The organism is Nocardia sp. NPDC003999 (assembly GCF_053604885.1).
Map to the genome: position 1 here is coordinate 844,832 of NZ_JBSGIB010000001.1, position 24,918 is coordinate 869,749.

At 68.3% G+C, this 24,918-nt stretch carries 27 protein-coding genes and 1 other RNA gene; 16 read left to right on the forward strand and 12 right to left on the reverse strand.

Annotation, left to right across the window (positions count from 1 at the left end):
- Window positions 1–34 precede the first annotated feature (34 nt).
- On the forward strand, window positions 35–1,333 hold the full coding sequence (locus ACWESM_RS04010; RefSeq protein ID WP_452490929.1) for a D-arabinono-1,4-lactone oxidase: 1,299 nt from the start codon (window positions 35–37) through the stop codon (window positions 1,331–1,333).
- Between the two features lie 19 nt (window positions 1,334–1,352).
- On the opposite strand, the gene ACWESM_RS04015 is transcribed toward ACWESM_RS04010, so the two are convergent.
- The gene (locus ACWESM_RS04015) at window positions 1,353–2,108 is read right to left on the reverse strand and encodes an SIR2 family NAD-dependent protein deacylase (RefSeq protein WP_364431680.1); all 756 of its coding nucleotides are present in this window, start codon (window positions 2,106–2,108) and stop codon (window positions 1,353–1,355) included.
- 107 nt (window positions 2,109–2,215) lie between these two features.
- Between ACWESM_RS04015 and ACWESM_RS04020 the strand changes: the two genes are divergently transcribed.
- The 3 genes from ACWESM_RS04020 to ACWESM_RS04030 all read left to right on the forward strand — a co-directional run bounded on the left by ACWESM_RS04020 (window position 2,216) and on the right by ACWESM_RS04030 (window position 4,587).
- A complete protein-coding gene (locus ACWESM_RS04020; RefSeq protein WP_397276889.1) occupies window positions 2,216–3,127 on the forward strand; it encodes an oxygenase MpaB family protein in 912 nt (303 codons plus the stop codon).
- 602 nt (window positions 3,128–3,729) lie between these two features.
- Window positions 3,730–4,143 carry an arsenate reductase ArsC gene (locus ACWESM_RS04025; protein WP_364431674.1) on the forward strand — a complete coding sequence of 138 codons (414 nt, stop codon included), beginning with the start codon at window positions 3,730–3,732 and terminating at the stop codon, window positions 4,141–4,143.
- Between the two features lie 54 nt (window positions 4,144–4,197).
- Entirely contained in the window at window positions 4,198–4,587 is a 390-nt protein-coding gene (locus tag ACWESM_RS04030; RefSeq protein WP_355077839.1) for a VOC family protein, read from the forward strand.
- Here the strand turns inward: ACWESM_RS04030 and ACWESM_RS04035 are convergent.
- Window positions 4,584–5,288 (reverse strand): helix-turn-helix domain-containing protein, encoded by a 705-nt coding sequence (locus tag ACWESM_RS04035; RefSeq protein WP_397276886.1) that lies wholly within the window; start codon window positions 5,286–5,288, stop codon window positions 4,584–4,586. The two genes, ACWESM_RS04030 and ACWESM_RS04035, sit on opposite strands and share 4 nt — an antisense overlap.
- A 73-nt stretch (window positions 5,289–5,361) precedes the next feature.
- On the reverse strand, window positions 5,362–6,063 hold the full coding sequence (locus tag ACWESM_RS04040; RefSeq protein ID WP_452490930.1) for a TetR family transcriptional regulator: 702 nt from the start codon (window positions 6,061–6,063) through the stop codon (window positions 5,362–5,364).
- An 85-nt stretch (window positions 6,064–6,148) separates the two neighbouring features.
- On the opposite strand from ACWESM_RS04040, the gene ACWESM_RS04045 reads away from it, so the two are divergent.
- A complete protein-coding gene (locus ACWESM_RS04045; RefSeq protein ID WP_397276882.1) occupies window positions 6,149–7,318 on the forward strand; it encodes an FAD-dependent monooxygenase in 1,170 nt (389 codons plus the stop codon).
- A 25-nt stretch (window positions 7,319–7,343) separates the two neighbouring features.
- On the opposite strand, the gene ACWESM_RS04050 is transcribed toward ACWESM_RS04045, so the two are convergent.
- Complete coding sequence (locus ACWESM_RS04050; protein WP_355077843.1) at window positions 7,344–7,838, reverse strand: hypothetical protein; 495 nt, start codon at window positions 7,836–7,838, stop codon at window positions 7,344–7,346.
- Between the two features lie 702 nt (window positions 7,839–8,540).
- On the opposite strand from ACWESM_RS04050, the gene ACWESM_RS04055 reads away from it, so the two are divergent.
- The 3 genes from ACWESM_RS04055 to ACWESM_RS04065 all read left to right on the forward strand — a co-directional run bounded on the left by ACWESM_RS04055 (window position 8,541) and on the right by ACWESM_RS04065 (window position 11,551).
- Window positions 8,541–9,935 (forward strand): bifunctional lysylphosphatidylglycerol flippase/synthetase MprF, encoded by a 1,395-nt coding sequence (locus ACWESM_RS04055; protein WP_452490931.1) that lies wholly within the window; start codon window positions 8,541–8,543, stop codon window positions 9,933–9,935.
- 23 nt (window positions 9,936–9,958) lie between these two features.
- Window positions 9,959–10,897, forward strand: coding sequence for a threonine/serine dehydratase (locus ACWESM_RS04060; protein ID WP_452490932.1), 939 nt, complete (start codon window positions 9,959–9,961; stop codon window positions 10,895–10,897).
- Between the two features lie 105 nt (window positions 10,898–11,002).
- Window positions 11,003–11,551, forward strand: coding sequence for a thioredoxin family protein (locus ACWESM_RS04065; protein WP_355077846.1), 549 nt, complete (start codon window positions 11,003–11,005; stop codon window positions 11,549–11,551).
- Here ACWESM_RS04065 and ACWESM_RS04070 read toward each other — a convergent pair.
- Window positions 11,532–11,759, reverse strand: a complete 228-nt coding sequence (locus tag ACWESM_RS04070; protein ID WP_397276876.1) for a hypothetical protein — start codon at window positions 11,757–11,759, stop codon at window positions 11,532–11,534. The two genes, ACWESM_RS04065 and ACWESM_RS04070, sit on opposite strands and share 20 nt — an antisense overlap.
- Window positions 11,760–12,059: 300 nt before the next feature.
- Here ACWESM_RS04070 and ACWESM_RS04075 point away from each other — a divergent pair, with 300 nt between their 5' ends.
- Both ACWESM_RS04075 and ACWESM_RS04080 read left to right on the forward strand, forming a co-directional pair.
- Complete coding sequence (locus ACWESM_RS04075; RefSeq protein WP_397276874.1) at window positions 12,060–12,575, forward strand: ester cyclase; 516 nt, start codon at window positions 12,060–12,062, stop codon at window positions 12,573–12,575.
- A 70-nt stretch (window positions 12,576–12,645) separates the two neighbouring features.
- Window positions 12,646–13,572, forward strand: coding sequence for a hypothetical protein (locus tag ACWESM_RS04080; protein WP_452490933.1), 927 nt, complete (start codon window positions 12,646–12,648; stop codon window positions 13,570–13,572).
- A gap of 86 nt (window positions 13,573–13,658) precedes the next feature.
- Here the strand turns inward: ACWESM_RS04080 and ACWESM_RS04085 are convergent, their stop codons facing one another.
- Together ACWESM_RS04085 and ACWESM_RS04090 are read right to left on the reverse strand one after the other, a co-directional pair.
- Window positions 13,659–14,273: a dihydrofolate reductase family protein gene (locus ACWESM_RS04085; RefSeq protein WP_397276872.1), complete on the reverse strand. Its 615-nt coding sequence runs from the start codon at window positions 14,271–14,273 to the stop codon at window positions 13,659–13,661.
- Window positions 14,274–14,339: 66 nt separating this feature from the next.
- A complete protein-coding gene (locus ACWESM_RS04090; RefSeq protein WP_379253231.1) occupies window positions 14,340–15,287 on the reverse strand; it encodes a GlxA family transcriptional regulator in 948 nt (315 codons plus the stop codon).
- A 153-nt stretch (window positions 15,288–15,440) separates the two neighbouring features.
- Between ACWESM_RS04090 and ACWESM_RS04095 the strand changes: the two genes are divergently transcribed.
- Window positions 15,441–15,896, forward strand: a complete 456-nt coding sequence (locus tag ACWESM_RS04095; protein WP_356960941.1) for a hypothetical protein — start codon at window positions 15,441–15,443, stop codon at window positions 15,894–15,896.
- Between the two features lie 3 nt (window positions 15,897–15,899).
- On the opposite strand, the gene ACWESM_RS04100 is transcribed toward ACWESM_RS04095, so the two are convergent.
- A complete protein-coding gene (locus tag ACWESM_RS04100) occupies window positions 15,900–16,805 on the reverse strand; it encodes a universal stress protein (protein WP_452490934.1) in 906 nt (301 codons plus the stop codon).
- A gap of 73 nt (window positions 16,806–16,878) precedes the next feature.
- Window positions 16,879–17,277, reverse strand: a complete 399-nt coding sequence (locus ACWESM_RS04105) for a hypothetical protein (RefSeq protein ID WP_355077854.1) — start codon at window positions 17,275–17,277, stop codon at window positions 16,879–16,881.
- Window positions 17,278–17,483: 206 nt separating this feature from the next.
- Between ACWESM_RS04105 and ACWESM_RS04110 the strand changes: the two genes are divergently transcribed.
- Window positions 17,484–18,389, forward strand: a complete 906-nt coding sequence (locus ACWESM_RS04110) for an EamA family transporter (RefSeq protein WP_397276865.1) — start codon at window positions 17,484–17,486, stop codon at window positions 18,387–18,389.
- A gap of 13 nt (window positions 18,390–18,402) precedes the next feature.
- Here the strand turns inward: ACWESM_RS04110 and ACWESM_RS04115 are convergent, their stop codons facing one another.
- Window positions 18,403–19,290, reverse strand: a complete 888-nt coding sequence (locus ACWESM_RS04115) for a helix-turn-helix transcriptional regulator (RefSeq protein ID WP_452490935.1) — start codon at window positions 19,288–19,290, stop codon at window positions 18,403–18,405.
- A gap of 101 nt (window positions 19,291–19,391) precedes the next feature.
- Here ACWESM_RS04115 and ACWESM_RS04120 point away from each other — a divergent pair, with 101 nt between their 5' ends.
- Window positions 19,392–20,144, forward strand: coding sequence for an SDR family oxidoreductase (locus ACWESM_RS04120; protein ID WP_364431643.1), 753 nt, complete (start codon window positions 19,392–19,394; stop codon window positions 20,142–20,144).
- 386 nt (window positions 20,145–20,530) lie between these two features.
- Here ACWESM_RS04120 and ACWESM_RS04125 read toward each other — a convergent pair whose 3' ends face one another.
- Complete coding sequence (locus ACWESM_RS04125; protein WP_364431640.1) at window positions 20,531–21,421, reverse strand: phosphotransferase; 891 nt, start codon at window positions 21,419–21,421, stop codon at window positions 20,531–20,533.
- 285 nt (window positions 21,422–21,706) lie between these two features.
- Between ACWESM_RS04125 and ACWESM_RS04130 the strand changes: the two genes are divergently transcribed.
- Window positions 21,707–22,255, forward strand: coding sequence for a tyrosine-type recombinase/integrase (locus ACWESM_RS04130; RefSeq protein ID WP_452490936.1), 549 nt, complete (start codon window positions 21,707–21,709; stop codon window positions 22,253–22,255).
- Between the two features lie 38 nt (window positions 22,256–22,293).
- Here ACWESM_RS04130 and ssrA read toward each other — a convergent pair.
- Window positions 22,294–22,664: a transfer-messenger RNA gene (ssrA, locus tag ACWESM_RS04135) on the reverse strand.
- A gap of 331 nt (window positions 22,665–22,995) precedes the next feature.
- Between ssrA and ACWESM_RS04140 the strand changes: the two genes are divergently transcribed.
- Entirely contained in the window at window positions 22,996–24,309 is a 1,314-nt protein-coding gene (locus ACWESM_RS04140) for an ABC transporter substrate-binding protein (protein WP_412805852.1), read from the forward strand.
- Window positions 24,310–24,359: 50 nt separating this feature from the next.
- A partial coding sequence (locus ACWESM_RS04145; RefSeq protein ID WP_452490937.1) for an ABC transporter substrate-binding protein occupies window positions 24,360–24,918 on the forward strand: 559 nt, incomplete at its 3' end.

A 24,918-nucleotide genomic window follows, 5' to 3' on the forward strand; every position in this document is an offset into this window, starting at 1 on the left:
CGCGGGTCACACACACTCCCGTAGAGTTGGACACATGACCAATTCGTGGGTGAACTGGGCCGGCGATCAACGCTGCGCACCCGCACTCCTCGCCACGCCGCGCTCCGTCGACGAACTGGCCGGCCTGCTCGCCGACGCCGAAGCCGACGACCGGACCGTGCGCGTCGCGGGCAGCGGGCATTCGTTCACCGACGCCGTCCTGACCGACGGCACCTTGCTGAGCCTGGCGAACCTGAACCGCGTGCTCGACGTCGACCGGGCGAACGGCCTGGTCCGGGTGGAGGCGGGCATCAGCCTGAACGCCGCCAGCACCGCCCTGCACGAGCACGGCCTCGCCTTCCCGAATCTGGGCGACGTCGACGTGCAGACCGTCGCGGGCGCCATCGCCACCGCTACCCACGGCACCGGCGCGACTTTGCAGAACCTCTCCGCCGCGGTGCATTCGGTGGAACTGATGCAGGCCGACGGAACCCTGGCGGAACTGAACGAGCAGACCGATCCCGACGGTTGGCGCGCGGCGCGCGTCGGCATCGGCGCACTGGGCGTCGTCACCGCCCTGACGCTGCGGATGGCGCCGTCCTTCGTGCTGGAGGGCATCGAGCGACCGATCCCGGTGGAGGACGTGCTCGCCGACCTGGATTCGTTCGTCGACGGCAACGAGCATTTCGAGTTCTACATGTTCGCGCACAGCCCGCTGGCCATGACCAAGCGCAACAACCGCGTGCTCCTGCCCGAACAGCCGCGCCCCAGAGCGGTGGACTGGTTCACCGACATCTTGTTGTCCAACTACCTGTTCGACGCGCTGTGCGGCCTGAGCCGCAGGCAGCCGCGCCTGCTCCCGTTGATCCAGCGCAGCGCCGCCTACGCGGGCAGCTACCGGCGTCAGGTGGACCGCTCCTACCGGGTGTTCGCGTCGCCGCGCCTGATCCGCTTCACCGAGATGGAGTACGCGATCCCGCGCGAGCACTCCGTCGACGCGATCCGCGAGATCAAGGAACTGTCCACTCGATTCGACACCCCGATGCCCATCGAGGTGCGGTGGGTCGCGCCCGACGACGCGTTCCTGTCCCCGGCGGCCGGCCGCGACACCTGCTACATCGCGGTGCACCAGTACCGGGGCATGGACTTCGAGCCATACTTCCGCGCCTGCGAAGCGGTTTTCGACCGCTTCCAGGGCCGCCCGCACTGGGGTAAACGCCACTTCCAGACCGCCGCGACGCTGCGCGGCCGCTATCCCGACTGGGATCGGTTCGCCGAGGTGCGCCGCCGCTTCGACCCGAAAGGGCGTTTCGCCAATCCCTATCTCGACCGGGTACTCGGCCCCGTCGGCTGAACCCGGCGCACCGCAGGCTTCACTCCGGTGGATCGGCGAGGAGCTCCGCGACCAGACGGGGCACGGCCGTGCCGATGGGTTCGCGGATGATCTCGGTGGCCATGGCGTCGTACGGCGTCGGCTCGGCGTTCACGATCACCAGATCCGCGCCGCTGCGCACGGCGATGGAGCACATCGACGCGGCGGGCTCGACCTGCAACGACGTTCCGATGGCCAGGAAGATGTCGCTCGTCTCCGCGGTGAGCGCGGCCTTGGTCATGGTGCGGCGGTCCATCTGCTGGCCGAACATCACGGTGGCGGACTTGAGGATGCCACCGCAGTCCGGACACGGCGGGTCGGGTTCTCCCGCGGCCACTCGATCCAAGGTGGCGGACATCGAGGTCTGGTAATCGCATTCGATGCAGACCACCTCGAACATGTTGCCGTGGATCTCGATCACCCGATCCGGCGATGACCCCGCCCGCTGATGGAGGCGATCGATGTTCTGGGTGATGATGGTGACCGCTCGCCCGGCCCGCTCCAAGTCGGCGAGCGCGTTGTGCGCGGCGTTCGGGACGGCCTGCCAAGCCGGATTGTCCCGCCGCGCGAGCCAGGCGCGTTCCCGCAAGCCTCCGTCGGCCACGTAGTTCTGATAGGTCGACAGCAATTCGGCGATCGGATCCTTCGTCCACACCCCGCGCGGGCCGCGGAAATCCGGGATGCCGGAATCGGTGGAGATGCCCGCGCCCGTGAGTACTCCGATCCGGCCGGTACGACTGCGCCACTCGGTCGTCATATCTGCACAGCCTAGGGGCAGCGACGAGATCGGACACGGATAGACGATGAGAGATTATTAGGGTTATTATCTCATTGTATGAGTTCGGCCGATCAAGGGAGATCACGATGACCGCGTCCGTCGCACGCGAATCCACCGGCGCGCGTACGCTGCCGCCCCGCCGCCCGATCGAACCGGGAACCCGCATGTGGGAACAGACCGGTCTGATCACGTTCTCCCTCACCGCGGGCTCGGCCTTCCTGTTGCAAACGATGGAACCGACCATCTCCGCGGTGGTGGACGAGTACTCCACCTTCCGCACCGATCCGATGGGACGTGCCACGCGCAGCCTGGCTTCGGTGATGATGTGGGTCTACGGCGGCGACGAGGCGCTCGCCGAGGCCGACCGCCTGCGGGAGCTGCACGCGTCACTGAACACCACCGACGCCAACGGCGTGCGCCACACCGCGCTGTCCAGCGCCCCGTGGGCCTGGGTGCTGCACACCGGGACGTTCGCCTTCACCGAAAGCGCCAAGTACTTCGCCAAGCGCCCGCTCACCGCGGCGGACAAGGAAGCGTACTTCCAGGAGACGCTGCAGCTGTTGCGCAATTTCTCGGTGGCGCCCAAGGAGATCCCGGCGAACTACACCGAATTCGAGAAGTTCTTCGACGACACCGTCGCGAACCATCTGGTCGCCACCGACACCGCGCGTGATTACCTGCGGGTGATCCGCTCCGTCGCGCCGCCGAAGCAACTGCCGCGCGTGCTGCGTCCGGCCTGGAAAGCGGCGGCCGCGCCGATCGGCTGGCTGCAGTACTTCGTGACGGTCGGCACCACGCCCGAGGTTGCGCGCCAGAAGCTCGGCCTGACCTGGACCGCGGCCGACGAGCGCAAGCTCCGGATGCTCGGCCGGCTGATCGCGCGACTGGTGCCGCTGCTGCCGGAGCGGTTGCGTTACTTCCCGATCGCCTATGAAGCCCGCCGCCTCGAACGCGATCGTCAGCGGCTGCGCAAGATGATCGACCTGCGTCCGATCTGATCCGCCTCCGGGAAATAATCCCTTCTCCGGTGGACATGCGCGGCGGGCGAGACGATTCGATCCCCGCGGCCATGACATTCCGCTGATTCGCGCGTGTACCCCGGTCGACCTCGCATCGACCGGGGTACACGTGTCGGCGGTGCAAGAGACCGAAGCGCGTTCGGCGATGTGATATCGCGCGTTGCGTAGTGATCCGCATAACAGCGGCTACCGGGGTGATGCCCGCACGTCCTGAGCCTGTGCGCTCGCCGGATCGAATCGCGTATCGTCCCGCGCTGCCGAAAGCTCGCGAACCGCAACGTCTCTGGATGCCGCGGCCTTCCTCGTGCCTTCCGGTGCGCCCCTTCGGGCGAACACTCCTGCGCTACCGTCCAGTCCCCTCCGGCATGCGAGTACGCGGCGGCGGCGCGATCTCGGATTCGGGCTCTGACCTGCGATCACCGTACGCGCGCGCACACGAAGGCACGGCGCGCCGTAACGATTCACGGCTCGCTGGTATACGTATCTCATACGCTCCGAAAGCGTTTCGGCTCACCCAGCCGGGCGGCCGGTCCGCCAGCCAGCACACTTATGCTCCACCTTGCACATCGAAAGGCGTTCCCATGTCCCACAAGCCCAGTGTGCTGTTCGTCTGCGAACACAACGCGGGCCGTTCGCAAATGGCCGCCGGGTTCCTCACCGCCCTCGCGGGCGACCGGTTCGATGTGCGGTCGGCGGGCAGCGCACCGGCCGACGCCCTGAACGCCACGGTGGTGGACGCCATGGCCGAGATCGGCATCGATATCTCAGGACACACCCCCAAGCCGCTCACGATGGACGCGATCGGCATCTCCGACGTGGTGGTCACCATGGGCGCGGGCGACGCCTGCCCGTTCTTCCCCGGCATCAGCTACCGCGACTGGATGCTGCCGGATCCCGCCGACCAGACCATCGATGTGGTGCGCACGATCCGCGACCACATTCGCATCCTGGTGGAGAATCTCATCGCCGAACTGGTCCCCGCACCCGCGCGGTAGGCGCTGTCCGATTCGTTCAAGACGCGCCCGCGCGGCACTGCCTACGCTGCCGGCATGACACCACAACTGGATGTGATCGGCATCGTCGTCCGCGATATGGCCGCCGCGGTGACCTTCTACCGCCGCCTCGGTCTCGACTTCCCGGACGGCTCGGAACACGAGGGGCATGCCGAGGCGGCTCTGCCCAACGGCCTGCGGCTCACGCTGGACACCGAGACCGTCATCCGCTCCTTCCATGCCGACTGGACGCCGTCGACCGGAGCGGGCCGACTCGGAATCGCCTTTCGCTGCTCGGATCCCGCTGAAGTCGACGCCGTCTACGCCGAACTCGTGGACGCTGGATACCACGGCGAACTGAAGCCGTGGGACGCCTTCTGGGGGCAGCGCTACGCGGTGGTGCAGGACCCGGACGGCAACGGCGTCGACCTGTACGCCGCTCTCTAGGACTGGGCGAGGAGCTTTCCCAGCGGGATCCCGGCCAGCGCGCGCACCTCGCGCGACAGGTGCGCCTGGTCGGCGAAACCGGCTCGCGTCGCGGTTTCGGCGAGCGGTACGCCCTGGCGTGCCGTCCCCAGCGCGCGTTGCAAGCGCAGCACCCGCGCAAGGGTTTTCGGGCCGTAGCCGAAGGCATCCAGGCAGCGGCGGCGCAGGGTCCGCTCGCCGAGCCCGGCCGTGTCGGCGACCGCCGCCACCGGCCACCCGGCGTCGAGCGCGCCGACCAGCTTCCGCAGGAGCGGATCTGCCGGTTCGGTCTCGGCCGCGCGCCGGCGCACGAGGTGTTCCAGCGCTGCCGCCTGATCTCCGGCACCCGCGATCCGGTCGACCAGCGGCCGGACCATCGCCGACGGCCACAGCTGAGCCAGATCGACTCGCCGGTCACGCAACTCGCACGCCGGGACGCCGAGCAACGCGGGCGCGGTTCCCGGGAAGAACCGGACGCCGAGATACCGGTCGCCGGACGTTCCACCGGGATAGTGGGCACGGGTGTCCGGTCCCGCGACGACCAACCGGTCGTTCATCCAGATCAGATCCATGCAGCCGTCGGGCAGCACCGGCAGCGCGGAGCCACTGGCGTCGACGGTCTTGGTCCACAACACGGCGCCCGCGTACCTCGACGGCCGCTCGCGGTAGGCGGCATCGTCCATGCCGCCGACGCTACCCCGGGCCTCCGACGAACACGAGCGGCTTGTCTCAAAAATATAGTCTCAATAAGACGATCTATTTGAGATAGCGGTACAGCGTCGCCCGGGAGACACCCAACTCCCGGGCGATGTCCGGGACGCTGCGGCGCTCCGTGTCACGCATCCGCCGGGCGAGTTCGATCCGCTCCTCGGTCATCGCCGCGGGCCTTCCCCTGGACGCCGACGCGGGCGGCGTCCGGTCCGCGGGCGCCAACAGCAGGCGCACTCCTTCCAGCACCTCAGCACGCAACTGTTCGACCGGAGCCTCGGCGTACAGCACCACCGGGTCACTGAGCCCCGCCACCGCCTGGGTGGCCCGAACGCGCTGCGCGAACGTGGCGTCCGGGCCCGCCACCAGGATGTTCGCCTGCATCATGGTCTTGCTGAACCGCTCGAAAATGGTTCCCGGAGCGGCCAATGCCAGGTCTCGGACATTGAGCCGGAGCAGGTAGCGATGCGTGAGGAACACGTCGAGCAACCCTTCGATCACGCGACGTTGCGCCTCGCACGGATCGGGATCGGCCGCCTCGGCGACGACACGTTCCATGGTGAGGAGCAACGGTTCGGCCAAACCGGCCAGGATGTCGTACTTGCTCGGGTAGTGGTACAGCACGCCCGCCTTGGAGATGCCCAGCTGCTCGGCGATCGCGCGTACCGAGGTGCGGTGGTAACCATGCGTCCCGAACAGGTCCATGGCCACCTCGAGGATGCGCGCGCGGGTGGTCGTCTCGTCGCTCACGGTACAGATCCTACCTGTTGACTGACCGATGGTCAGTGTCTTACATTCATGACTGACCAACGGTCAGTCGACGAAGGAGGCACTCATGGCCCACGAACCCCGCATTCTCATCTCCGGCGCGAGCATCGCCGGACCGACGCTCGCGTACTGGCTGGTGCGCAACGGCTTCCGGCCCACGGTGGTCGAGCGCAGCCCCGCACTGCGCCCGGGCGGCAACGGCGTCGACATCCGCGCCAATTCGGTGCGGATCGCGGAGCGCATGGGCGTGCTGCCGCGGCTGCGCGAACGAGCCACCGACATCCGCGAGTTGACCTTCGTCGACGCCGCCGACCGCCGCGTCGCGGGCATGAGCACCAGCACCTTCAACGGGGACGGCGACCTCGAGATCATGCGCGGCGACCTGGCCCAGGTGCTGTACGAGGCGACCGCCGACGACGTCGAGTTCAGCTTCGGAGATTCGATCGCCGCGATCGATCAGCACGAGGGCGGCGTCGAGGTGACCTTCGACAGCGGCAAGCAGGCCGAATTCGACTTGGTTCTCGGCGCCGACGGATTGCATTCGCGGACAAGGAATCTCGCCGTGACACCCGAGGCGGACGCGCTGCACCACCTCGGTGTGTACTTCGCCACCGCGCGTATCGACACCGAGCTCGGACGTCCGCACTCGGTGACGCTCTACAACACGCCGGGGAAGGTGGCGGGCGTCTACCGCTCGGGGAGCCACGACACCGCGACGGCCTTCTTCGCCTTCCGCGAGGACCGCGTGCTCGAGGTCGACCACCGCGACCAGGATGCCCAGAAAGCCCTGCTGCGCGAGTATTTCGACGACCAGGCCTGGCAGGTGCCCACCCTCCTCGACCAGGCCACCGCCGACGACGGCTTCTATTTCGACGCGGTGAGCCAGGTCCGCATACCGGCGTGGTCGAAGGGGCGGGTCGCGCTGGTCGGCGACGCCGGTTACTGCGCGACGCTGCTGTCGGGCGCGGGCGCGGCGCTGGCCATCGAGGGCGCACATCTGCTCGCGACCGAGCTGGCCGCAGCGGGCGGTGACCATCGGATCGCCTTCCGCCGCTATGAGCAAGCCCTGCGTCCGACCGTGCTGCGGGCACAGCGTTCGGTGCGGGCGAGCAGTTCCATGCTGATTCCGGCCACCGGCGGCCGCATCTGGTTGCGCAACCAACTGACTCGCCTGATGGTGTTGCAGTCCCTCGCGTCTCGCGTCTACCGGCCGGTCGAGGTGCGCGCCGCCGCCTGAACAGCCGGGCACCGCGCCGGTGCGATCAGCGCTGCGGCGGCGCGATCGGGACGATCTCGCGCGGCACGACGCGCAGATACGGATCACGATGAGCGGCAGCGATCTTCGACTCCGCGTCCCGGCAACCCACGGTGACGTCGCTGTTCGGGGCGGAGGAGAACGTCCACACCGTCACCCATTCCGTCCCGCCGAACGTCTCGGTCTTCTTCGCGTCCGACGAGCGCAGATCTTCATTCCGGCCGGAACTATCGGTGACTGTGCAGCGAATACCGCCGACGGCTTGCCCCCAAGCGGCGGGAGCCCGGATATCGAGCACCGCATCGGCCGGCACCGGAACTTTCTTTACTTCACCCAGCAATATCCGGAGCCCGCCGTCCGCCGCCTCGTCGTCGCGCGCTCCGGCCGTCGTGGCCGGAGCGCTCGAGGCGGCACCGACGGTCGTCGAGGTCGCCGCCGACCCCTCCGAAGGATCGTCGGAACACCCGGACACAGCAGCGACTACCAGCGCGGCAATCGCCATCCAGCTCAGTTTCACAGTCGGACCTCTCGTCGCGCCCACTCCTCAGGCGGTTGGTTCGGATCAGCCAGGCACTGAGCATGACAACGGGACAGCGGAAAATCGCGGATACACGCCGAGGAATCAGCAATCGGGCTGCAATCGACCGAATCAGCCCCCAAGAGAAAGAAATAGGGTTGTCGATTTGCTTCGATCATGCTCCGCGTACATTCGGGCAATCGGTCTGCAGCCGAGGATTCTCCTATGTCGTCGCGCGGGCGCACATCGCGCGGCCGGCATCGCACCGGTTGACCGCCGAAATCCGACCTCGGAGCCCCGATGATTTCGCTCGTGACGTCGGCGGCGACCTTCGGCGATCGGATCGCGGCCCGCCCGGACAGCCCGCGCCACCACGCGGCGGGCATCACGGCGGAACTGCTGGTCGCCCACGCCGATCAGGACGGTCCACGCCACCCGATCAGATCGCACGACTGGAAGCGGCCCTGGCGAAGGAATAAAACGGGATTCATCCGATGTTTGCCCCTGGGGGCGGCACGTGCCCTGCGTCCGGCTCGGTTCGTGCCCCCGGGCTACCCGACGGTTCGGAAAGGCATTTCCCCTGGACCGTCGGGTGCGCATAGTGTGTTCGGTAGGCGATCATCTGGAGGGCCACCATGGCGAAACTGTCGTGGGTAGCGAAGCGCGCGGGCAGAGCGGAGCCCGCTCGTGCCTGACGGTCAGGGAACCTCCAGCTCGCGCACGCTGCGCGCCACCACTCTCAGCGGCTACCGGGAAGCCGCTTTCACCACCACGCCCGCCGCGCGCGCCACGCTGATCACCCTGGCGCTGCTGATCGCGGTGATCCTGGCCTACGAGGCCAACGCCACCTCGAACGAGACCGTCGACCACGGCTGGTTCGTCGCACTCGCGCTGTCCGGCGTCTTCGTCGCGCGAGGGCTGCACCTGCGCAGGCCGATCACGCTTCCGCACCTCACCGCCGCGGTGCTGGTGCTGGCCGTCGCGCATCTGGCCTACCGCGCCGAGCATCCCGGCGCCGGATTCGTGCTGCTGGCCGCCACCGGCTTCGTTCTGGTGCTGCCGATAGCCAGCAAACCGCAGCCCGACCAGCTGTACCGAGTGGCAGAACTGGTCGGCCGCACCGAGGGCGATGCGCTGGCGCCGTTCGCCTTGCACTCGTCGAAGACCTACTTCTTCAACGCGTCGTCGACCGCCGCGATCGGCTATCGCGCTCGCTTCGGCATCGCCGCCGTGGCGGGCGACCCGATCGGTGATCGCGCGGCCTTCCCCGAACTGGTCGCCGCCTTCTCCGACTTCGCGGTCAACCAGGGCTGGCGCGTCGCCGTGCTGGGCGCGAGCCCGGAACTAGCGGATCTGTGGCAGGTGTGGGCGCTGGAGCATCGCGGGCTGCACGCGGTACCGATCGGCCGCGACGTGGTGCTCGATGTGGACGAGTTCGACCTCGTCGGCCGCAGGTTCCGCAACCTGCGCCAAGCCGTGAGCCGGACCAAGAATTTCGGCGTCACCACCGAGGTGGTGTACGAGTCGGCCCTCACCGAACAACGACGCGAGGAACTGCTGGCCATCGTCGACGAATGGCGGCGCGGCAGGCAGACCCGTGGCTTCTCGATGATCCTGGACCACCTGCTCGACGGACGGAATCCCAACATGCTGGTGGTCATCGCCAGCGACGCCGACGGCAATCCCGTCGGCTTCCAGCGCTACGGCATCTCGGACCGGGGCCGGGAACTGAGCCTCGACGTGCCGTGGCGGCGCAAGGACGCACCCAACGGCCTGGACGAACGCATGATCGTCGATCTGGTCGACTACGCCGCCGCGCACGATATCCACCGGATCTCGCTGGCTTTCGCCCCCTTCCCGGAACTGTTCGCCGAGAAGGACAAATCGCGCACGGCCACGCTGCTCTACGTGCTGGTGCACCTCGCCGATCCACTGATCCGGCTGGAATCGCTCTACCGCTTCCTGCGGAAATTCCACGCGCTGTCGGATCAGCGCTACGCCTTGATCCGCTGGCGCGAAGTGGTCATCGCCGCCGCCGCCCTGCTCACCCTGGAGTTCGCCCCGCACCGCCGCGAGTACTGAGCGGCACGGTACCGAGGAGTTCGATGGAACTGACGCACAGCGACGTGAAGGCCGCTGCCGAACGGGTGGCCGGGCTGGTCAGACCGGTGGCCGTGGCGCAGGCCGACCGCACGGGCGAGCTGTGGTTCGCATTGGAGTTCCTGCAGCACACCGGCAGCTTCAAAGCCCGGGGTGCGCTGAACTTCTTGCTCACGCATCGCGAGAACGAGACGCTACCTCGGGTAGGCGTGACGATCGCCTCGGGCGGCAACGCCGGACTCGCGTGCGCGTGGGCAGCGCGCAGCCAGGGAATTCCCGCCACGGTGTTCCTGCCGACCACCGCGCCGCGGGTCAAAGTGGACCGGTTGACCTCCTATGGCGCCGACGTCCGCCTGGTGGGGACGCAATACGCCGACGCGCTCGCGGCCAGTCGCGAATTCGCCGACGCCACCGGCGCCCTGCTCTCCCACGCCTACGACAACCCGCTGATCGCCGCCGGTGCGGGCACGCTCATGACCGAGATCCACGAGCGCATCCCCGATCTCGGCGCCGTCGTGGTCGCCGTCGGCGGCGGCGGGCTGTTCGCGGGTGTGGCCACCGCCGCCGATCACTACGGTGTCCGGACCGTCGCCGTCGAACCGGTTCGTTGCCGCGCGCTGCACGCCGCGATCGAGGCCGAGCAGGTCGTGGACGTGGAGGTCGACTCGATCGCCGCCGACTCGCTCGGCGCCCGGCGCGCCTCGCAGCTGGCGCTGACGGCCGCACAGCGCTACGACGTGGCCTCGGTGCTGGTCGACGACGACGCGATCGTGGCGGCGCGCCGCGAGCTGTGGGCGCAGCGCCGCCTCGCCGTCGAGCACGCCGCGGCGACCGCCTTGGCGGCGATACGCGGCGCGGAGCCGGCGTTCCGACTTAGGCCCGGCGAGCGGGTGTGCGTGGTGCTGTGCGGAGCGAACACTGATCCGGCCGATCTGACCTGCTGAGAAGCCCGCCACGCCGACTGACCGTTCATCGGCGTATTTCCGACGAATCGGACGACACGGGGTTAGGCTCCCGCTGTCCTCTGCGATCCCGACGGAAGGCACACCATGGCGCATACCTCACACATGGTTCCCATCGGCACACCGCTACCCGACTTCGCTCTACCCGATCTCGACCAGCGGATCTACTCCCGCGACGACTTCGCGGACGGACCCGGTCTGCTGGTCGTCTTCGCGTGCAATCACTGCCCCTACGTCAAGCACATCGAGGCCGCGCTCGGCGAACTGGTCGACTCGCTGCCGTCCATGCCGACCGTGGCCATCTGCACCAACGACGCGACCGCCTACCCGGACGACGCACCGCTGCGGCTGCGCGACCAAGCGATCCGCGCGGGCTGGACGTTTCCCTATCTCGTCGACGAGGAGCAGCACGTGGGGCGGGCCTTCCGCGCCGCATGCACTCCCGATTTCTTCCTCTACGACGCCGACCTCCGACTCGCCTACCGCGGCGCATTCGACGAATCGACGCCCGGGAACGGCAAGCCGCTGACCGGGGACGACTTGCGCACGGCCGTCGAGGCCGTGCTCGCGGGCGAGCCCGCGCCCGAACCACACCGGCCGAGCATGGGTTGCTCGATCAAATGGCGGGACGCCTGAAGATTTTCCACTGGGCGGTGGCGGCCCGCCGCACGGCGCGCGAGGCCTTGCCGACGTGACCGGCGTCGTACGGCGGCTGCGGGTCGTACTCGATGATCAACTGAGCGATCTGTGCCTGCTCCGCGCCGAAGACGTCCCCGACCAGCCACAGCGCCAGATCGATGCCTGCGGAGACTCCTGCGGCCGTGGCTGTTCTCCCGTTACGCACCACTCGTTCCTCCGGGCGAACGTCCGCGCCGAGTGCGCGCAATGCCGACTGCGCCGGCCGATGCGTCGTGGCAGGCGTCCGTCCAGCAGTCCGGCCGCGGCCAGTACCAGCGAACCCGTGCACACCGAGCTCGTCCACCGGGTGGGGCTCCGGTGCGCTCGCCGCAGCCAGGCCGGCAGCGCGTCGTCGACCGCGGCCGCCGCCGGGCCGGGCCCGTCGCGACGAGCAGGATGTCGGGCGTGGGCGTGGAGCGCGGTCATCCCCGAATAGGTCACTATCGCGATGACGAAAGGATTACCGTTGACGAACTCAGGCGACCCGGGCTCGGTGGCGCGTCGTTACGTCGAGGCCATCGGCGAGCAGAACTGGCAAACCGTCTCCGACTGCTGGCGGCCGGGTGCGATCGACGTGTTCGTCGGCGTCGCCGATCTGCGCGCTCCGGGCGAGGTCGTGGCCTTCTTCCGTGACGTGCACGCCGCGGTCCCCGACCTGACGGTGGAGATCCTCTCGGTCACGGCGCAAGACGAGCGTGCCGTGGTGCACTGGCGCATGCACGGCCGGTTCGACGGCACCGCGCCGCTGATCGGGTTGGCCCCCAACGGAAGACACCTCGATCTGCTGGGCACCGACGTGTTCGTCGTGCGCGAGGGGCTGATCGAGTCGAACACGGCGATCGTCAACGGGCTGGAACTCGCCCGCCAACTCGCCGTGCTGCCCCCGCAGCACTCGATCGCCGAGCGGGTGCTGTTCGGACTCGCCAATTCGATTGCCCCACTGGGCAAAGCGATTCGCGCACGGAACCGTTCCGGACGATGAGCCACGCTGCCGATCCCGCCTCCGATGAGGGACACTGTTCCCGACACCGGGGATCGAAAGGGGTGGGACGTTGGCGACGATCGTCCTTGTGCACGGCATCGCGCAGGAACAGGAATCGGCCGACACGCTGGAGGCGCGCTGGTTGCCCGGACTCGCCGGAGGCGTACGCAACTACGGCGCACCTGAATTGGCGGACCGATTGTGGCGCAACGGTACTCCCGGCGACTTGTCGACCCGCATGGCGTTCTACGGCAATCGGTTCCTGGTCGAGGGCGCCCAGGGCGCGGGGACCGAACTCGACGACGAGCAACTCGACCTGATGGAGCAACTCGCGGCCACGTGGCTCGCGACAGCCGTGGAGCACGCCGGTGACCAGCGCGATCGGGCGACGGCCCGCCGACTCGGCACTCCCCCGCCGCCGGACGCGGTGGCGCAGGGAGCGAACGCGAGGCTGCGGCCCGCTTTGAACGCGCTGATGCGCTTGCGCTGGTTCGCGCCGTTCGGGTTCGGGCTGGCCCAGAAGTTCGTCATAGCGGCACTGTCCCAGGTCACCCGGTACTTCACCGACGACGAGGTGCGGGAGTACGCCCAGCGGCAGGTGCTCGACCAGATCGGCCCCGAAACGCGCCTGGTGATCGCGCACTCGCTCGGCAGCGTGGTGGCCTACGAGGCGCTGCACCGCACCGACCATCCGGTGTCCCTGCTGACCATGGGCTCGCCACTGGGCCTGCGCACGGTCGTGTACGACCGGCTGCGCCCGCAGCCGAGCACCGTGCCGAAGGCGGTGACGAACTGGCACAACCTGGTGGACGAGGACGATCTCATCGCGGCGCACCTCGATCTCACCGTGTTCTTCCCGCCGTATCCCGGCGGCACCGTCGCTCCGGTCACCGAGCCGCACTTCGACAACGGCGCGTCGCCGCACGACTCCACGAGCTACCTCGTCAAATCGGTCACCGGCGGCATCGTCACGAAAGCGCTCGGACACTCCATATAGTTCGCACTGGCACTGTCCGAGTTTCGAAATGGCGAGCGCTGGACCGAAACTCAGCGGCAACCCCCTGCGCGATCCGGAGCCGACGCTTACCGAACGCTCTGGGACAGATGCACTTTCGCGTCTTCGTACGTTCCGGCGAGCGCGGCCTCGTCGCGGGTGTAGACCAGGTGCAGCACCCCGGTGTCGAAGGTCTCCGAGGACAGCAGGCGCAGCGGAACAGTGGTTGCGCCGTCCTGGAACAGGCGCTCGCCTTTGCCGACCGCGATCGGATGCACCAGCAGGTGCAGTTCGTCCAGCAGCCCGGCGGACAGCAACTGACGGACGACCGAGACCGAGCCGCTCATGCCGATGTCCCCGCCCGGCTCGCCCTTCAATGCCGTCACCACCTCGATCAGGTCGCCGTCGATCACTTCGGAGTTGCGCCAGGTGAATTCGAGGTTCTGCCGCGTCACCACGAGTTTGCGCGCATCGCCCAGTTTCTTCGCGAACGCCGCGTCCGGGCCGCCCGCCGCTTCGCGCTCCGGCCATGCGCCCGCGAAGCTCTCGTAGGTCCTGCGGCCGAGCAACAGGGTGTCGGCGGCGCCGAGTTGGGCGTCGACAGCCGCCCCCATGGCGTCGTCGAAATACGGGAAGTGCCAGTTCTGCGGATCTTCGATGACGCCGTCGAGGGCGATGAACAGGCCTGCGGTGATTTTCCTCATGCGCGTTGCTCCTGGATCGGTGTTGCGAACTCGGTCGCTTGATCCGACGGGGTGACGCGCGAGAACTCATCGGTCGGCGTGAAAGGCTGCCCGGTAGTTGTGCGGGCTCGTCCCGACCACTCGCTTGAAGCGGTCGCGGAACGCGGTCGGCGACCCGAAACCGACCTGGCCCGCGATCCGGTCCACCGGGTGACTGGTGACTTCGAGCAGATGCTGCGCCTGCCGGATGCGCGCACGCAACAGCCATTGCAGGGGCGTCGTTCCGGTGTGCTCGCGAAACCGCCGGTTGAGCGTGCGGGTGCTCATTCCGGCTTGTACGGCGATCTCGTCGAGGGAGAGGTCGCGCGCGGAGTTGTCCTGGATCCACCGCAGCACCGGCTCCAGCACCGAGCCGCGCGGCGTCGGTGGCTGGTCGTGCACGATGAACTGCGCCTGTCCCCCTTCCCGCTCCAGCGGCACGACGGATTTCCTGGCCGCGTCCGCCGCCACCGCCGAGCCGTAGTCGCGGCGGACCATGTGCAGGCACAGATCGATCCCGGCCGCGGCGCCCGCCGAGGTGAGCAACGAACCGTTGTCCACGTACAGCACGCCGGGGTCCACCTCTATCTCCGGGTAGCGGGCCGCTAGTTCCGCGGTGGCGAGCCAGTGCGTGGTCGCGCGATGGCCGTTCAGCAATCCGGTCGCCGCCAAGATGAAGGCGCCGGAACAGATCGACGCGATACGGGTGCCCGCGGCGGCGGCCCGGCGTAGCGCGTCGATCACCTCGTCCGGCACCGGCAGGCCCGGATCGGCGCAGCCGGGCAGCACGATCGTGTCGGCCTCGGCCAGCGCGTCGAGCCCCCGGGACGCACACAGCGTGAACACGCCCGCGTCGACCGTCGGCGCGGGCGCGCAGACCAGCACGCGATAGGCGGGGCGTCCGTCGGGCAGGCAGGTTCGCCCGAACACCTCCACCGGCGTGGCCAGATCGAACGAGATCACTCCGTCCAGCGCGAGTACGACCACGGTGTGCATGGCAATAGCGTAGTTATCCGGTCGATTTCAGCCAATGCCGATCTAGTGCGCCCTGGGAGGAGTGGGCAGTTCAAGGCTAATGGCGAGAATCAATCGCTATATGGCACTTTCGCCAATTTCTCGTACGCGCCGCGCTTACTAGTGTCGACCGCCGTGACGAAGTTCCTGCTCTCGGTCCACGTGCTCGCCGTGATCATCGCCGTCGGACCCGTGACGGTGGCTGCCAGCATGTTTCCCGCCACCACCCGCCGCGCCCTCGCCCCATCCGGAGCCGAGCACAGCCCCGCCGTCCTCGGCACGTTGCATCGCATCTGCCGGGTCTACGCTCTGCTCGGCGTGCTCGTCCCGGCCTTCGGTCTGCTCACCGCGCTGAGTCTCGGCGTGCTCAGCGACGCATGGCTGATGGTGTCGATCGGGTTGACGGCCGCCGCGGCGGGTGTGCTCGCACTGCTCGTGCTGCCGGGACAGCAGAAGATCCTGGCAGACCTCACCGGGACGACACCGACGCTGATCCGCCGTCTCGCCATGGACACCGGGGTGTTCAACCTGCTGTGGGCGGCGGTCACCGTTCTGATGATCGTCCGGCCGGGTTCGACGACCGGAGCGTAACGCTCAGTCGGGCAGGTGGCGGACCACCATCGACAGGTCGCGGGCGATCATGATCGGGCACGCCACCGACAGCAGCAGCGCCTGACTGGTCGAGCCGAGCAGCATGCCTGCGAACCCACCTCGGCCCCGGCTACCGACCACGAGCAACTGGGCTCGCTCGGAGCGTTCGAGCAGACAGCGCTCGGGCCGATCGGTCACGATCTCGCGCCGGATCTCGACGTCCGGAAAGCGCTCCTGCCATCCGGCGAGGCTCTCCGCGAGCACGATCTGCTTTTCGGTGTCACCCGCGAGTTCCGCCCTCGCCGACGGCAATTCGACGCCGGTCCACACGTGCAGTGCCAGCAGCGGCACATCCCGCGCCGAGGCCTCGTGCAGTGCCGCTTCGATGGCGGGTTCACTGACCTCCGTACCGTCCACCCCGACCACGATCAGCTGCTTCCTGGCCTCCGGGCTGAGCGGCGCGCCCTCCCGGACCACGACCAGCGGGCAGCGCGCCCGGCGGGCCAGCGCCGCGCTCACCGACCCGAGCAGAGCGCGCCGGACGGTCCCGCGTTCCCGGGTTCCGACCACCATCATCCGCGCTCCGCGGGTACGGTCCAGCAGCGCCGGACCGACCGGCTCGTACACCAACTCGGTGGTGATCTCGATGTCGTGCAACGCCCGGACCGCGATGAGCGCCTCCTCGGTCGCGGTGTCCAGCACCCAGCGACCGTGCCCCTCCAATCGGGCGTAGTCGGTGCTGGTGAGCGGTTCGGTGACGCCGGGCCCGTAGTCGGCGACCGGATCCAGCACGTGCACCAGACACAGCGGCGCCCGATGCTGCGCGGCCGCCTGCGCTCCCCACGCGACCGCCGCCGCCGATCCGGCGGACCCGTCCACACCGACCACGATCGGCCCGTTGCTTCGCATGCTCACTTCCTTTCCCGACGAAAAGATCGAGCTCAGCACCGCCGATTTCGACACTACCGGCGCGGCGGACCCGTCAACCGCCGAGGACGACGCACGCGTACCCCAGGTGGACGCCTTCACCGACCCGCAGGTCGATTCCCGCCACATACGGTGCGTACGGCTCTTGTACCGCGCTGACGGTGTGCGGCCCCGGTGTCGCGGGCACCCAGTCGATCAGTGCGACGCCGCCCGACGGGCGGACCACGCCGAAGGGGATGCCGTTGTCGTAGAACGTCACCGGTGTGACGATGTCGGTCACCGTCGCTCGCGCGGTGTAGGTGCAGCCTGTTCCGTAGTTCGTCGCCAAGCCGAAATTGATGCCGGGATACATCCCCACCTGGGTCACCGTGGCTCCGGCCAGGGGTGGGCAAGCCAGCGCGACTGCCGCGCCGGTTCCGATCGCCGCCGCTATCGCGGCAACTCCTTTTCGCATGCGGAGTGGTCCTATCGGTCGTGAGTCGCTCTTCGTCGAACGGACGCCGGCCGCGCACCGGCGCGATAACTAGATACTCACTCCCCCACGGCTTCGACGGGGGCAAACCGCGGAATCTCGATGGGGCCCGCACCGCCTGACGGTCGTGTCGCCCCGGCGTGGTTGGGTGTCCGGAGGTCTTCCCGAGACAACGGAGGTGCGGCGTGGTGGCGATCGACTTCGAGCGGAGGGCGCGCGGGGCGAGGACGGTCTCGGTCCGGCGTTCGGTCGCCGCTCAGGGGCTCGGTGGCGTACCGCCGACGGCGCTGGTGCTGGCGGGCATCGTCAGCGTGCAAGTGGGCGCGGCGGTGGCGAAGCAACTGTTCGCGGCGACCGGAGCGGCCGGTGCGGTCACGCTGCGGCTGGTCTTCGCCGGGATCGTCCTGCTGGTGATCTGGCGCTCGTCGCTGCGGGTGGCACGCGGCGCGCTGCCGGTCGTCCTCGGCTACGGCGCGGTGCTCGCGCTGATGAACCTCTCGTTCTACGAAGCGATCGATAGGATTCCGCTCGGCATGGCGGTGACCATCGAGTTCCTCGGACCGCTGAGCGTCGCGCTGGCCGGATCGCGGCGCTGGATCGACCCGCTGTGGGCGATGCTCGCCGGGGCGGGAGTGCTGCTGCTGACCCGGTCCGATGGCGACGTGAACTGGGCCGGAGTGCTGTTCGCGCTGGCCGCGGCGGCGTGCTGGGCAGGCTACATCCTGCTGAGCGCCGCACTCGGCGAACAGACCAGCGGCGGCGGCGGTCTGGCACTGGCCATGGCGTTCGGCGGCCTGGTCATGCTGCCGGTCGGTGTCATCGACGCGGGCGCCGCGCTGTTGCAGCCCGGCGTGCTCGCCGCCGGATTCGCGGTGGCGTTGCTGTCGTCGGTGCTTCCGTATTCGGTGGAGCTGGAAGCGCTGCGGCGGATCCCGCCCCGCGTCTTCGGTGTGCTGATGAGTCTGGAGCCAGCTGTCGCGGCGATCGCGGGTTTGGTCGTCCTCGGTCAGATCATGAATCTCGGACAGTGGGCGGGCGTCGCGTGTGTGGTAGCTGCGTCGGCGGGGGCGACGCGGACCGAAGCGAAGGATTGACGGCTCCGGCCGCTCAGCGCGTTTGCCGCGTCACGTCCGGCTGACCGGCGGGACGCTGCGCATCATCTGCCGTCCCCGGGTTGTCGGCGATCAAACTGCCGAGCAGTGCCAGAGATCGCTCCGAGGGCGATCCCGGCTCCGCGTGGTAGGCGATGAGTATCCGGCCCGGCGCGCCGTTCACGCTGAATGTCTCGTAGGACAAGGTCAGGTCCCCGACCATGGGGTTGCGAAATTTCTTGACGCCCCCGGTCTTCGCCCGGACGTCATGGCGGGCCCACAGCTGCCGGAACTCCTCGCTCTTCAGCGACAACTCGCCGACCAGCTCGGTCAATCGCGGGTCGTCCAGGTCCGCGCCCGCGGTCGCCCGCAGGCTGGCGACGGTGTCGGCCGCGATGGTCGGCCAATCCAGGTAGACGTCGCGCGCCTCCGGATCGAGGAAGACCATGCGCACCTGATTCACTCCCGGAACCGAACACGAGTTGACGGCCGCGGCCAAGGGATTCGCCGCCAGGACGTCCAGGTACCTGCCCAGCACCAGCGCCGGCGTGTGCGGCCACGCGTTCATCAGGCGCAGCAAGCCGGGCGCCACACGTTCGGGCCGCCGCGGCGCTCTCGGCCGTCTGGCCGTCGGCCTGGCCAGTTCCCGCAGGTGCGCCGTGCCCTCCTCGTCCAGCGCGAACACCCGCGCGAGCGACGCGATGACCTGTTCGGAAGGATGCCGGTCGCGCCCTTGCTCCAGTCGCACGTAATAGTCGGCGCTCACCCCGGCGAGCAGCGCGATCTCCTCCCGGCGCAGACCGGCGACCCGCCGCTGGCCGCCGCCCGGCAACCCGAAATCCTCCGGTCGCACCAATTCGCGGCGCGCGCGTAGGAAGGCGCCCAGTCGATTGTCGGAGTCCATGACCCGAGCGTAGGTCAGGGGCGCCGCTCCTGGGTGGCCCCGCGACTACCAGGAAGTCCGCAGCCTGTCAGGCGCACGCGAAGGGCCGGAAAGTAGTGGACATGACGAACGACAACCTCACCGGCCGCGTCGCGGTCGTCACCGGAGCATCGAGTGGAATCGGCGCCGCCACCGCACGGCGGCTCGCGCGGAGCGGCGCCAAGGTCGCCCTGCTGGGCAGGCGCAAGGATCGCATCGAAGAACTCGCCGCCGAACTCGGCGCGGACGCCCTCCCGGTCGTCGCCGACGTCGGCGATCAGCAGTCCGTGCGCGATGCCGCCGCCACGGTGCGTGCGGCGTTCGGGCCCGTGGACCTCGTCGTCGCGAACGCGGGCGTCATGCTCGCCGCGCCGTTCGAGTCCGCCCTCACCGACGAGTGGGACCAGATGGTCGGCACCAACGTCACCGGGCTGCTCTACACCGGACGAGCGTTCATCGATGACCTGCTCGCGGCCGCGACCGACGGCAAGCGCGCCGATCTGGTGCTGGTCGGCTCGATCGGCGGGCACACGGTCTTCCCCAACTACGCCGTCTACACCGCCACCAAGGCGGCGGTCGCACACCTGACCCGCAACCTGCGCGCCGAGTTCGGGCCGCGCGGCGTCCGGATCAAGAACATCGAACCGGGCTTCGTCGGCACCGAACTCGGCGACGGGATGCAGGACGAGCAACAGCGCTCCGGCCTGGCGCAGTGGCGCACGGCGATCGAGATCCTGGAACCCGGCGATATCGCGGACGCGATCGCCTACGCCGTCGACGTACCCCGGCACGTCAACATCGCCGAGATCGTCGTCGTCCCGACCCAGCAGGGCTGATCACCGACGCGTTCGCCGCTACCACCCTGGCGGATGACCGACACTGCCCCGGCGCCGCGCCAGGCCCGAGGACGCCTCGGCGGCCGCCGAGATGGGATACCTCGGCTGGCGCAACGCACATCGGGCCGACGTCCCCGACATCCCGGCCGTGCGTCCGCGCGACTCGTTCGAGTCCGCGGCCGAGCGTCGGCGACACCCGCGCCCGCCGCCTTCCCTACGAACCAGGGCTGGACCGGCGAAGGCGTCTTCACCCACGCGGCTCCTGGCCCCACTGATCCGGTCCTGGTTCCCGCCCACCGCAATACGAAGCTGCCCTGACCGCTCTCGCGATTGCTGCGGACGACGCACTGTCGTACCCAGCAGGCGCACCGGGATGTCGCGGCAGACTAGTCGGTGTCCGCCCACTCGGGCCACGGTCGCATGCCCTCGTCACCGCGGATGTATGCGAGGCGGCGCAGCGCCAACCGCTGATGGCTCGGGTCGACGGCGGCGGCCCGCAACGACTGCAAGGCCATCCGGAACTCTTGGATGTCGCGCAGCAGGTAGAAGCCGTCCCACCGCATCACATCCCGGCCGTATCCGGTACAGAACTCGGCGTACTCCGAGGCGGTGATCTTTTTGGCGGTCCAGCACTCGATCGCCATGTGCACCAGGTCCCACTCCGGTGGGCCGATCACAGCCCGTTCCAATCCGACCAGGATCGCGTCGCCGTCGTCGCCGACCACCACGCCGTCGCCCGAGCCCGCGCCCTGCACCACCGACCACGGCAGACCCCGCGGCAGCGCCTTCCAGCGGCCGCGCAACTCGTCCAGATGTTTGCCCAACCAGCGCCGGTCGTCCTCGGTCACCGTCTGGGCGGCGGCGATGTCCTCCTCCACCCGAGCCAGGGGCGCCATCCGGCGCAGCTCGAAACCGGGCAGCGGCAGCCGATGCAACTCTCCCAGCGCCTTGCCGACCTCGCCGGGCGTGCCGGAGTGATGCGGCGGCAACTCCTGCCAAAAGGTCACCGGTCGGCCGTCGACCACGACCGGCTGCGGGATATCCGGGACGACCCGCGTCGCCGACACCCCACAGGTCTCCAGCCATCGAGACACGGCGACTTCCCGCGAAGTCGCCAGCTTCTGTTCCCGCCCGCCGATCCGCACGACGATTCCGTCGCGCAACCGATAGACCCCCTGCGCGCCCACGGGCTCGGCATCGCTCGCATCGATACCGACGCTCACACAGGCGGCACGCAGAATCGACCGCATGCCGTTGCCCGCGACATCCGCGGTCATGTCGACCCCCCGCAACCGCCCCGGGGGGAGTAGCACCGCATCTCGCTCTCGAGCCTCATGGCAGCCATCCAGATACCGGGGGGCAAACACCCCATTTTCCCTGGTCAATGGACATTACCCGAGAGATTCCACCGCGCTCAGCAACCAAACAGAATCCGACCGATTCGCCCGAATTACCCCGTTCGACAGCTCCCACATCCCGCCCATGCACCGAAAACGGTCCCCGTGCCCCCGCAGCACGATGCCGCCGCCCAACTGCCGCGACTTACGCCAGAAGGTGAAGCGATGTGCGAGCACCGCGAAGTGGCGAAGGCGAGAACGCGCCGCACACCCAAAGAGGCTGCCGAGATCGAGTCCAAGTACGAGGCCGGTGTGTCGATGGCTCGACTGAAGGCGGAGCACCACATGGCCAAGCGAATGGTGGCGAAGGGGTTGAGTGCCACTGGGGTGACGATCAGCCCGAGAGGTGGCCAACACCACCGAGGCATCGACTCTGCCGACAACGTCTTGTACACACGGCGCTGTATCAAGGCGTCGATACCGCACGACGACGACGGCAACCCGACCGGCCCGGCGACGTTCCCCCGAGTGACTGCGCATCAGCTCAGGCACACCGCCGCGTCGCTGATGATCGCCAGCGGCGCGCACGTGAAGACGGTGCAACGGCAGCTCGGGCACAAGACAGCCACGATGACGCTCGACAACTACGGGCACCTGTTCGAGGACGATCTCGACGACGTGGCCGATCGGATGAGCGAAGGTCTACGCGCTGCCGCCCAGAAGTGTGGGCAAATTGTGGGCACGGCCCCGGAAGACACCAGCGTAGCGGTATGAAAAAGGCCCCTCACCTGCGGTGCAAGTGAGGGGCCTTATCGTGGAGCTGCCGGGAATCGAACCCGGGTCCTCCGCCGCGTCTTCAGGGCTTCTCCGTGTGCAGTTCGCTGTGTCTCTACTCGGATCTCCGGGTCCCGCGAACAAGCCCGGATGACGATCCCAGCCGCTGTTCGATGTCCCGCCCTACTCCGCGACCGAGTAGGACGGTTAGCCCTCTAGCTGATGCCGGCACCGGAGCCGAGGGCATGCCCCGGGCCGACAGAGACGCTCTGCTGATCAGGCAGCGAGAGCGTACTCGCGCTGATTGGAATCGGCGCTTAATTGGTTGCAACGACGCTTACGGTGGTCTCTTGCCTGCACCGACACGCTTCCCCTAAATCTACGTACGCAGTCGAAACCGTTCAGCCCCGTACGCCCCAGCACCTTGCCGGGCTGTTCATGTTAACACCGGGGAAAGCGCGGATCATCCCGATATCCGGCGGTGGCGGTCGCCACACCCGAAGGCGATCTACGGACGCGGCCCGGAGGTGAACGCCGACCCACGAGGGCGCGCCGCGAGCATATGCGCCGAGCGCCCCGCGACCGGATCTCGAGTCACCCGCTCCGGCGAGCACCTCGCCTCGCCCTTCCCGGATGCTGGTAGTCGATTCTCGAGGTCCGACGACGAACCCGACTTACACTGCACGAGCCGTACGATCGGCTCTGAGCAGCGGATCTCGATTTCAGACTAAGGAAACACTTTGGCAGTTCGCACCATTCGGGACAGGTTGCTGCGCCTGTCCGCCCTCACCGTCATCGCCGGGCTCGTCCTGACCGGATGTTCCGTCCTGCGTGGCGAGCCGACCGGAGCCATCGAACCCGGAGTCACCGCCGACCCGTGTCCGAACGCGGTGGACTCCCACAAAGGGTGTATCTATCTCGGCGTGCTGTCCGATCTGACGAGTGGGCCGTTCGCCGCGCTGGGCAAGGACATCAACAACGGCCAGTTGGCGTTCTGGAAGGCGGTGAACGAAGCGGGCGGGATCGGCGGCAAGTACGAGGTGGACATCGCCACGTACACCGAGGATACGAACTACGATCTGCAGAAACATGCCGAGGCCTACCGGCGGATCGAGCCGCATGTCCTCGCGCTCTCGATGAGTTTGGGCACGGTGCAGACGCAGAAGGTACTTCCCGAGATGGACGCGGCGAACATGGTCGCCATTGCCGGAACCCTGTGGTCGGGTTGGCAATTCGAGAACAGCGACAAGGGTCTGCTGCTGGAGTCCGGCTACTCCTACTGCTCCGAGGCGATCATCGCCCTGGACTGGATCGCCGAGCACGAAGCCAAGCCGAGTTCGATCGCCACCGTCAGCTACCAGGGCGACTACGGCGGCGACTACGCCACCGGCGCCAAGAAATGGGCGTCGGCCAATCGGGTCGACCTGGTGGCGCAGATAGACACCGAGCCGAACACCCAGATCGGCAACCAAGACGCGGCGGTCGCGAAGATCCTCAATACCAGAGCGGATCTCGTGCTCCTTGCCACAGGGCCCGCGGAAGCGGGCGAGATCATGGGCAAGGCGGCACTGGCCGGTTTCCCTGGCAGGTTCCTCGGCTCGGGCCCGACGTGGAACGGCGGCCTGCTGAAAAGTCCTGCGGCCTCGGCGATCACCGCTCGCTACAACATGACCTCACCGCTGGACGGCTGGGACGGAACCAGCGCGGGCGCCAAGAGGGCCAGGGCCTCGGCGACCCGAGAACCCTCCACCTGGGGTTACAGCGCGGGCTGGATGTTCTCCTATCCGATGAAGGCGCTGCTCACCCGGGCGGTCAACGAAGGCAAGCTGACCCGCAAGGGTGTCCGTCAAGCCGTGCACGGCCTGCGCGTCGACTACGAGGGCGCGATTCCGGAACACACCTACGGCGCGGTCAAGCCGGACCTCACCCGGCAGCGCGCCGTGATCGAAGCGCCTGATCAGACCGCGCCGCTGGGCGCGAGGACGCTGGCGACCGACTATCACGGCCCGACTCAGGACCGCATCACCCTCAACGAGCCCTGCGTGCAGCCGTAAGCGAGCAAGAAATGCCTTTTCCTCATACTTTTCGTCGGCTACTTCGTCTCGTGGCCGCTCCCCTCACGCTCGGGCTCGTCCTGACCGGCGGCTGTTCGGCCTCGTCGCCCGCCGCCGCACCAGGCGTCACCCGCGAAGCCTGCCCCCACGCGATCCAGCGTGACAAGGGCTGTATCTATCTCGGCGTTCTGTCGGACCTGAACAACGGCCCCTTCGCTCCTCTAGGAAAGTCCTTGCAGGACGGTCAAGTCGCGTTCTGGAACGAGGTGAACAAGCAGGGCGGCATCGGCGGCTACGAGGTCGACATCACCACCTACACGCGCGACACGGCCTACGATCCGCGCAGGCACGTCACGGAATTCGAGAACATAGCGCCGCATGTGCTGGCGCTCGCGATGAGTTTCGGGACCGCGCAGACGCTCGCCGTGCTGCACGAGATGGACGAGGCGGACCTGGTGACCGGGGCAGGCACACTCTGGTCGGGTTGGCAGTACCGCGGCACCGACCGCGATCTGGTGCTCGACGACGGTTTCTCGTACTGCACGGAAGCCGTGCTCGGCCTGGATTGGTTCGCGCAGAACTTCTATCAGCCACGCACGCTCGGCGTGG